Source organism: Plasticicumulans sp. (assembly GCF_035331805.1).
In the GTDB taxonomy this organism is placed as follows: domain Bacteria; phylum Pseudomonadota; class Gammaproteobacteria; order Competibacterales; family Competibacteraceae; genus Plasticicumulans.
In genome coordinates this window covers 1-7,372 of the sequence record NZ_DAOLKE010000178.1, presented here as the reverse complement: position 1 = coordinate 7,372, position 7,372 = coordinate 1, and the positions used below count along the sequence as shown (strand labels likewise).

The window sequence follows — 7,372 nt, the reverse complement described above, 5'->3', positions numbered from 1 at the left end:
GAAGCCCTCGAAATCCGCAACTTCCGCCTGCTGCGTGAGCTGCGCCTGTCCGGGCTGCCGCGTTTCGGGGCGCTGGTCGGTGTCAGCGGCAGCGGCAAGTCGATGCTGTTCGACGTGTTCGCGTTCCTGCGCGAAGCCATGCTCGGCGATGTCACGGCTGCCGTGGCGCGGCGCGGCGGCTACCGGGCGCTGGCTGCGCCGGGCATGGCCGGGGAGCCGGTCGAGCTGTCCTTGCGGATGCGGCTGCCGCCGGGCGGGCAGGAGCAGGTGCTCTGCTACACGCTCAGGTTCGAAGCCGACGCCGGCGGGCGGCCGGTGATCGTGCGCGAGAAGCTCTATCAGGAACCGCCGGCCGATGGCGGCGGGGCCGAGTTCATCGAGGTGCTGCGCGAGCGCACCTACGCCATCGCCTGTGTCGGGGCCGATGCGCCGGATGGCGCCGAGCCGCGCTACGAGGAGCAGTCGCTGCACGCGCCGGACACGCTCGCGGTCGCGGCCCTCGGCCAGTTCCGGCGCTTTGCGGCCGCGAGCGCGCTGCGGGCGGCGATCCTCGGCTGGCGGGTGGTCGATCTCGATGCCTGCGCGCGCCCGCACGCGGCTCCGGCCGAGGTCGGCGCCGATCCCGCGTCACTGGCGCAGGCCGCCGGGCGTCTGCACGCGCAGCAGCCCGAGCGTTTCGCGCTGGCCGTCGCGGCGCTGCGCCAGCGGGTGCCGGGGCTGGCGGCGGTGGAGGTCGAAACCGGCCGGGATGGCCGCTGCACGCTGCGCTTTCGCGACGCGCACGACGAGGAAGCCTTCGACGTGCAGCAGCTCGCCGAAGGCACGCGTCGCCTGTTCGCCTGGCTGCTGCTGCTGCACGAAGCCCCGCCGCATTCGCTGCTGGCCCTCGAAACCCCCGAGTGCCGCCTGCACCCCGACCTGCTGCCCGAACTCGCCGACCTGCTGCGCGCCGCGAGCCTGCAGGGCACGCAGGTGCTGATCGCCACGCACGCGCCGGCCCTGCTCAATGCGCTGACGCTCGATGAAATCCTCTGCCTGCGCCGCGACGCCAGCGGCGTGTCGGTGACGTGCGCCGGCGCCTCCGAGGACTTGCGCGCGCTGTACGAAGCCGGCGAGGCGCCGGGGCGGCTGTGGGCGCAGGGCTTGTTCGAGGCGCTGTGAGTCGCACGGGGCATCGGCGGACTCGAAGCCTCGATCCGCGACGCCCTGGTGCCGGCGCTGCTGCTCGATTGGCTGCGCCACTTGGTATGGAAAAGGAGGCGAGGGCTCTTTGTCGCACAAAGCGCCCGTCAACCCGGCTTGCGTGCCGGAAAGCCCATCTGCAGCCCTTCCCCCGAGAGGGGGAAGGGTGAAAAGCGGTTGCCGGATCAGCGCCTTGCAAGGTCCGGCCACCTTCAGTCGCGAAGGACTCAGCCCCAGTGGCCCGGCGTCCAGCGCCATCCGGCCGGCGTCGAATCCCAGCGGCCATCGATCCAGCGCGCGTTCGCATACGGGCGCTGCTCGTAGTGGCCGGCCTGCCAGACCCAGCCGTCGCGCCACACCCAGGCGCCCGGCACCCAGACGTGCTGCATCGACGGGGCCGGCGGAATGACCTCGGTGCGCGTCGCCGGCGGCGCCTGCGGCACGATGACGGTCGGGGACTGCGGCACCTCGCGCACGACGACGCGCTCGCGCTCGATCGGCTGCTGGACGATGACCGGGTCCGACGAGCACGCGGCCAGCGTGCCGGCCATCACGACCGGCGCCAGCAGCGCCGCCAGGCGCAGCCGGGAGGAACGGGAACGGAGCACGGCGGCGGATGTGGCGGCAGGGGGTTGCATCGTTTTCATTTTTTATTGACTCCTCGGCAGGAAGAACCGGCCACGGGGGCAGGCCGGCGCCTTGTCCGGCCTGACGCGGCGGGGCGGGGGGAACCCTCACCGCGTCAGGCCGGACACGGGGACTCAGTGCGTGGTGCGGGTCTCGGCGCTGTCGCCGATCGAGCTGAGCGCGTCCTTGGCCTTCTGGATCAGGCTCTTCTGCTCGAACGGTCCGGCGGCTTCGTATTCGGCCGGGCTGATGTGACCGTCGTGGTTGCGATCGACCCTGGCGAGATCCAGGTCCTTGATGTCCTCGAGTTCGTCGCCGGAGATCAGGCCGTCGTGGTTGTCATCGAAGGTCTTGAACGGCTCGCCCTTGGCGACCTTGTCGCGCGGCGGGACGGCTTCGCGACCATCGGTCTGCGGCGTGCGCGCCGGGCTTTCGGTGCCTGGCACCGGCTGGATGGCCGGCGCCCTGGCGTCGTCGCTGGTGGTGCCGGCGGCCAGCGCCAGGCCGGAACTCAGGGACAATACGGTGGCAGCGATCAAGGTCTTGTTCATCTCACACCTCACTGGACAGCGGTCGGTGGTGGAAGGCCCGCAGTGCCGGACCGGTGACCGAAGCCAGAGCAGGCAGGATGCCAGCCTGATCAATTCATCGTGAATTCATGCACTTGATGAGTTTCCGCCTTCCGCGTGGATGAGACGGCTGCGCTTGATGCTGTCGCCCGAGGGCGACGAAATTTCCCTGTCCTGAGCAAGGTCATGAACGTCGTGCCCGGGCCGCAGGCCGCGCCGGCCGCGGACAGGCACGGCTCATTCGAGGCCGAGGATGTACGTCCACTGGGCGTCGCCGACCGGCATCACCGACAGCCGGTTGCCGCGGCGCAGCAGCGGAAAATCGCCGAGCGCTCCGGCGTGCGTCTTCAGTTCGGTCAGCGAAATCGTGCGCCGCAGATGGCGCACGTAGCGGATGTCGACCATGTACCAGAGCGGCTGCGCCGGGGTGCTCTTCGGGTCTTCGTGCACATGGCCGGGGGTCCACGCGGTGTGGTCCGGATAGCCGGGGCTCGTGACCTCGGCGAGGCCGACGATGCCCGGCTGTGCGGTGTTCGAGTGGTAGAAGAACACGCCGTCGCCGGGGCGCATCCGGTCGCGCATCCAGTTGCGCGCCTGGTAATTGCGCACGCCGTCCCAGTGCGTGGTCTGCGCCGGGGCGGCGGCGAGGGCATCGAGGCTGAAGGCCTCGGGTTCGGACTTCATCAGCCAGTACGGCATGCGCTTGACTCCGGCGGGCGACAGGGCGGGGCCGGATTCTACCGGTCCGCCCGCAGGCGTCGCTGCCGCCGGATCACGCCATCGCGCCTGCCCCGGTCAGCGGGCGCCGCGGCGCCTCAGCGCCGGTAACGCAGCCGGGCCAGCGCACCGAGTCCGAGGGCCACCAGCGCCGGGGTTGCCGGCACCGGAATCGCCGTTGCGGCCGGATCGTATTCGTACACGACCGACAGCGTGCCGAACCAGCGACCGCTGCCGCTGCCGGTGGCCGGCCCGGAGCCCGGAAACACCTGCTCGGCGAACAGCTGGCCGCCGACGTTCATGCTGACCGAATAGCTGCCCGTGCCCTCGAACAGGGCGAAATACGTGAAGTCGATGTCGTTGACGTTGGCGAGCACGAGATTGAACGAATCGCTGGCCGAACAGCTCCCCGGTGCGCCGGTATCGCAGCCGGCACCGAGTGACAGGACTTCGGAATACAGCGTGCCGTAGACGAGATTCGGATCGAGCAGGTCCATGAACACGTCGCCGGAATAGCCGCCCTGTACCGCCAGGTTGTCCTGCGGCGAAAGATTGGTTGCCGACACGGTGATCGTCGCCGTATGGCGGCTGTCGAGGGTGAAGCGCACGCCGGTCAGCGTGCCGAGCGCCGGATTGAAGAACGCGAACGGCAGCAGGCCGCCGTTGCCGCCGCCGATGAAACCGGCACCGGCGTAGTCGTACTGATAATCGAAGTTCCGGATACCCGCCGACAGCGTGGCGGCCTCGGCCGCGCTCAGCAGCAGGAAGCTGCCGAGCGTGCCGGCAAGGGAAGTGCGGAGGTTCAACATCGGGCGATCTCCTCAGTTCGTCGTTATGCCGCACCGGCAACGGACCGGATGCAGCTCGTCCGTCGGAGCGCGCGTGGCGGCGGCGCTGCGCGGACGAATCCCGAGCGTAGAAGAGTCGCGCGCTTCAGGCCGCCTGCGGATACCCCCCGGTGTCGCTGACCACGGCATCGAGCGGCACGTCCCAGGGACGGACTTCGAGCCGGTCGACGCGCTGGCAGGCATGGGCGAGACCGACGAGATACGGCCGCGACGGGCGCGGTCGCGCCAGCAGGAACGCGAAGCTGCGGTCGTAATAGCCGCCGCCCATGCCGAGCCGGCCGCCGTGCGCATCGAAGCCGACCAGCGGCGTCAGCACCAGATCGACGGCTTCGGGGGCGTGCAGCGGCGTGCCCTCCGGCTCCGGGATGCCGAAGCGGTTCGCCACGAGCGGCGCATCGGCCGGCCATTCGGCGAAATCCATGCGCCCGGCCTCCGGCAGCAGCCGCGGCAGCAGCAGCGTGCGGCCATCCCTGCGCGCCCCTGCGACCAGCACGGCCGGATCCAGCTCGCCGTCGCATGCCAGATACACGGCGATGCTGCGGGCCGCCGCATAGGCCGGCAGCGCCCGGATGCGGACCGCGACGGCTTCGGCCGCCGCCTGCTGCGCGGCCGGCGACAGGGCCCGGCGGGCCGCACGCAGGTGGCGGCGCAGGGCGATGACATCGATTGCGGAGGCGGTTTCTTCGGTCACGGCGGCTCCGGCGGCGAGGGACGACGGCCGGGCACGCTAGGGCGCCGCTCCGATCCCCGCAAGCCCCCGGCCGCAGACATGAAAACGCCCCGCTGCGCAGCCAGCGCGGCGGGGCGCGGAAATCGGGGCGGATCGGATCGAAGCGTCCGGGATCAGGCCCGTGACCGCGGCCGACAAGGTCCGCTCAGGGACCGCGGCCGGGCATGGGTGAAGTGCATGAGCTCAGGCGGCGACGTGCTGCAGAGCGGTCTCCAGCCATGCGAACCGGTCACCGGGGCGCAGCGGTGCCATCTGGCGCTTGACCGGGCGCACCGTCTCGCCGCTGGCCGGATTGGCGGTCGGCAGCATCTGCGGACGCGCGGCCGGGGCGTTCACCGGGGACGGCAAGGTCTGGGAGGGCTGTGAAGTCTGGGATGTGCGGGTCGACTGCGTCGTCGGCGCGCCATCCTGCGCAGGTTCGGTGGCTTCGGCGCTGTAGTTGTTCAGGGCGATGCCCAGCAGGGCGGCGATCAGGGCGGCGGAGCTGGTGGTCATGGCCTCAACCTCGTGGTCCGTGGTCGTGGTGCCGGAGCGGCGTGGCGTGCATGGCCATGACTTGTCGAAATGCGTGCCAATCCAGATTTTTATATTTTCATTCAATGATTTGAACAAAATCTGCCGATCAGGCCGCTGCCCCTCGCTCCGATCGGCCTCCCGGAAACACCGCAGCGCGGCCGAATCCGTCGGGCATCAGCGACAGGTGCGCCGGCGGTTTCACAAGTCCTTGATTCCAGTCGACTGACAGCCGTCGCTGTCGAACGACGTGCATGAAAAAAGCCGGCGGACGCAGCCGCCGGCTTCATCGGACGCTCGCGACCGCCGGACTTGCCGGCGGCCGGCGGGCAGGCTCAGAACATGTGCTGGCCGCCGTTGATCGAGATGTTGGCGCCGGTCAGGAACGCCGCTTCCTCGGAGCACAGATACGCGACCAGACCCGCGACCTCGTTCGGCTCGCCGAGGCGGCCCATCGGGATCAGCGGCAGGATCTTGGTGTCGAGCACTTCCTGCGGGATGGCGCGGACCATCTTGGTGCCGATGTAGCCCGGCGAGATGGTGTTGACGGTCACGCCCTTCTTGCAGACCTCGAGCGCCAGTGCCTTCGTGAAGCCATGCATGCCGGCCTTGGCCGCTGCGTAGTTGGTCTGGCCGAAGGCGCCCTTGATGCCGTTGACCGACGAGATGTTGACGACGCGCCCCCAGTTGCGAGCCATCATGCCGTCCATGACCTGCTTGGTCATGTTGAACACGGAATCCAGGTTGGTCTTGATGACCGCGTCCCAGTCGGCCTTGGTCATCTTCTTGAAGGTCATGTCGCGGGTGATGCCGGCGTTGTTGACCAGCACGTCGATCGGACCGATGTCGGCCTCGACCTGCTTGACGCAGGCCGCGCAGGAGTCGAAGTCGGTGACATCGACCGGCACTGCCGAGAAGTCGAAGCCCTGCGCCTTCATGCCCGCGAGCCATTCCTCGGCGGTCTTGTTGCCCGGCGAATAGGTCGCCACGACCTTGTCCCCCAGCGCCGCGAGCTTGATGCAGATCGCCTCGCCGAGTCCCCCCATGCCGCCGGTCACTACAGCCACTCGTGCCATTGCAAAACCTCCTCGTTCGAATTCAGCACATGAACCCGGCCGCTCCTTTGCGGGCACGAACGTGACCTGTGAGGCAGGCGAACGCCCCGTGCGGATCGGCGGGCCGGTTTTTGTGGTGCTTCTTTAAAAGTGTTTCCTGTCGCGTTTCGGGCATGCGGCAGCGGTTCCTGCCGGCATGACTGCTTTGCACGCGTGCACCGCTCGTGACGGTACCGCCCCCCTGCTGTTATGCGACCCGGCTAGTATGTTCTCGCCCGGACGGGATGCCAAGCCACGCGGCGCACCCGATTGACCGGAATCAAGCGCTTGATGAGAAAAGGATTTCTACTCATGCGCCACGTGAAATGAACTATTCTTCATTTCTTATAACGGGATTTGAAATCATCATGATTTCACTTGATGACATCATCAAGGCTCGCCGGCGCATCCGCGACAGCCTGCCGCCGACGCCGTGCGCCCGCGCCGCGCAGTTGTCGCGCCAGCTCGGCTGCGAGCTGTTCATCAAGTGCGAAAACCTGCAGATGACCGGCTCGTTCAAGGTGCGCGGCGCGCTCGCGCGCATCCTGCAGCTGACCGAGGCCGAGCGCGCCGCCGGCGTCATCGCCGCCTCGGCCGGCAACCACGCGCAGGGCGTGGCCTGGGCGGCGCAGAAATTCGGCGTGCCGGCGACCATCGTCATGCCGGAAACCGCGCCGCTTGCGAAGATCCGCGGCACTGCCGCCTTCGGGGCCGACATCGTGCTCGCCGGCACCGGCTACGACGCCGCCTATGCGCGCGCCGTCGAACTGCAGCGCGACAGCGGCGCGACCTTCATCCACGCCTTCGACGACCCGGCGGTGATGGCCGGCCAGGGCTCGGCGGGGCTGGAGATCATCGAGCAGCTCGGCGATTTCGACCTGGTGCTGGTGCCGGTCGGCGGCGGCGGCCTCGCCGGCGGCATCGCCACCGTCATCAAGCAGACCCGGCCCGGCGTGCAGGTGATCGGCGTGCAGAGCGCGCGCGTGCCGTCGATGCAGGCGAGTCTCGCCGCCGGCGCGCCGACACCGGTGCCGCCGGCGGCGACGCTCGCCGACGGCATTGCGGTCGCGCGTGTCGGCGTGCACACCTATC

General features: G+C 69.2%; 9 protein-coding genes. 2 read left to right on the top strand and 7 right to left on the bottom strand.

Annotation, left to right across the window (positions count from 1 at the left end):
• On the top strand, window positions 1-1,161 hold a 1,161-nt coding region (locus tag PKE44_RS12500; protein ID WP_324551683.1), incomplete at its 5' end, for an AAA family ATPase.
• A 248-nt stretch (window positions 1,162-1,409) separates the two neighbouring features.
• On the opposite strand, the gene PKE44_RS12495 is transcribed toward PKE44_RS12500, so the two are convergent.
• The 7 genes from PKE44_RS12495 to phbB form a co-directional block, all read right to left on the bottom strand.
• Window positions 1,410-1,790 (bottom strand): hypothetical protein, encoded by a 381-nt coding sequence (locus tag PKE44_RS12495; RefSeq protein ID WP_324551681.1) that lies wholly within the window; start codon window positions 1,788-1,790, stop codon window positions 1,410-1,412.
• Between the two features lie 153 nt (window positions 1,791-1,943).
• Complete coding sequence (locus PKE44_RS12490) at window positions 1,944-2,360, bottom strand: hypothetical protein (RefSeq protein WP_324551678.1); 417 nt, start codon at window positions 2,358-2,360, stop codon at window positions 1,944-1,946.
• Window positions 2,361-2,615: 255 nt separating this feature from the next.
• Entirely contained in the window at window positions 2,616-3,077 is a 462-nt protein-coding gene (locus PKE44_RS12485) for an EVE domain-containing protein (protein ID WP_324551676.1), read from the bottom strand.
• A 116-nt stretch (window positions 3,078-3,193) separates the two neighbouring features.
• Window positions 3,194-3,904: a choice-of-anchor E domain-containing protein gene (locus PKE44_RS12480; RefSeq protein WP_324551673.1), complete on the bottom strand. Its 711-nt coding sequence runs from the start codon at window positions 3,902-3,904 to the stop codon at window positions 3,194-3,196.
• Window positions 3,905-4,028: 124 nt separating this feature from the next.
• Window positions 4,029-4,634 (bottom strand): 5-formyltetrahydrofolate cyclo-ligase, encoded by a 606-nt coding sequence (locus PKE44_RS12475; RefSeq protein ID WP_324551671.1) that lies wholly within the window; start codon window positions 4,632-4,634, stop codon window positions 4,029-4,031.
• A 222-nt stretch (window positions 4,635-4,856) separates the two neighbouring features.
• Complete coding sequence (locus PKE44_RS12470) at window positions 4,857-5,285, bottom strand: hypothetical protein (protein ID WP_324551668.1); 429 nt, start codon at window positions 5,283-5,285, stop codon at window positions 4,857-4,859.
• 236 nt (window positions 5,286-5,521) lie between these two features.
• A complete protein-coding gene (gene phbB / locus PKE44_RS12465) occupies window positions 5,522-6,262 on the bottom strand; it encodes an acetoacetyl-CoA reductase (RefSeq protein ID WP_324551665.1) in 741 nt (246 codons plus the stop codon).
• A gap of 386 nt (window positions 6,263-6,648) precedes the next feature.
• Here phbB and PKE44_RS12460 point away from each other — a divergent pair.
• A partial coding sequence (locus PKE44_RS12460; protein ID WP_324551663.1) for a threonine/serine dehydratase occupies window positions 6,649-7,372 on the top strand: 724 nt, incomplete at its 3' end.

Excerpts from the sequence above, each read along its gene's own strand:
- PKE44_RS12490 (WP_324551678.1), bottom strand. The coding sequence starts at position 2,360 with ATGAACAAGACCTTGATCGCTGCCACCGTATTGTCCCTGAGTTCCGGC.
- PKE44_RS12485 (WP_324551676.1), bottom strand. The coding sequence starts at position 3,077 with ATGCCGTACTGGCTGATGAAGTCCGAACCCGAGGCCTTCAGCCTCGAT.
- PKE44_RS12480 (WP_324551673.1), bottom strand. The coding sequence starts at position 3,904 with ATGTTGAACCTCCGCACTTCCCTTGCCGGCACGCTCGGCAGCTTCCTG.
- phbB (WP_324551665.1), bottom strand. The coding sequence starts at position 6,262 with ATGGCACGAGTGGCTGTAGTGACCGGCGGCATGGGGGGACTCGGCGAG.